Origin of the sequence: Legionella waltersii, assembly GCF_001468085.1 — a bacterium.
Classification (GTDB): Bacteria; Pseudomonadota; Gammaproteobacteria; order Legionellales; family Legionellaceae; genus Legionella; species Legionella waltersii.
This window is the reverse complement of sequence record NZ_LNZB01000024.1, coordinates 1-608: the sequence shown is the minus strand read 5'-3', so window position 1 is coordinate 608 and position 608 is coordinate 1. Positions and strand designations below refer to the sequence as shown.

Below are 608 nucleotides of genomic sequence, written 5' to 3'. Positions count from 1 at the left end.
CTATCTGGGGCTCGTTTGGCAACAGCTTTCTTTGGGCCAATAGTAGAAAAATGAGTGGCATTTTATTGTTTAAAATGCCACTAACACTTAAGAGTTCAGGCTGTTCATTTTCTCAGTGAGAAATGTCTCGGTGCGCGTGGGGGATTCAGGGCTAAAAAAACTCCACTTTCTCATGGAATTGCGGTGCTCTTTGATGGTATGTTTATGTTCTTCTAAAAAGGCACTCATTGTCTCCCAGAGCTCTTTTTTTGAGTTTGGATTATCCACTTGTTCAAGGATTTCACAGAGTTGTTTGAGCATCTTAATTTTTTCTTGAGGGCATTTTTTCAATCCAAACCAGCTGAATTCATTGGTGAGCGTTTGTATGTGGAGCTCTATTGCCATTTTCAGGCGATATTTTTCGCTGTCGCAGATAACGGGTTTTGGGATAGTGGTCAGGAGATTCTTGTTGTTTTGATGCCCCATCCCCAGTTGGCCAAAATTGTTCGCACCACAGGCAAAGAGCGCTGGCTTGCCTAAACTGTCGCAGCCAAAGACAAGGGTATGGAGAGCACCTGCGACGACACCATCCAGGGAATTGAGGTCTTCAGGAAGCCTTACTGGCTGGA

1 pseudogene is annotated in these 608 nt (G+C 44.4%); it reads right to left on the bottom strand.

Annotated features, from left to right (window positions below):
• Nucleotides 1-87 precede the first annotated feature (87 nt).
• Nucleotides 88-608: pseudogene (locus Lwal_RS17500) on the bottom strand (RCC1 domain-containing protein); the annotation flags it as partial.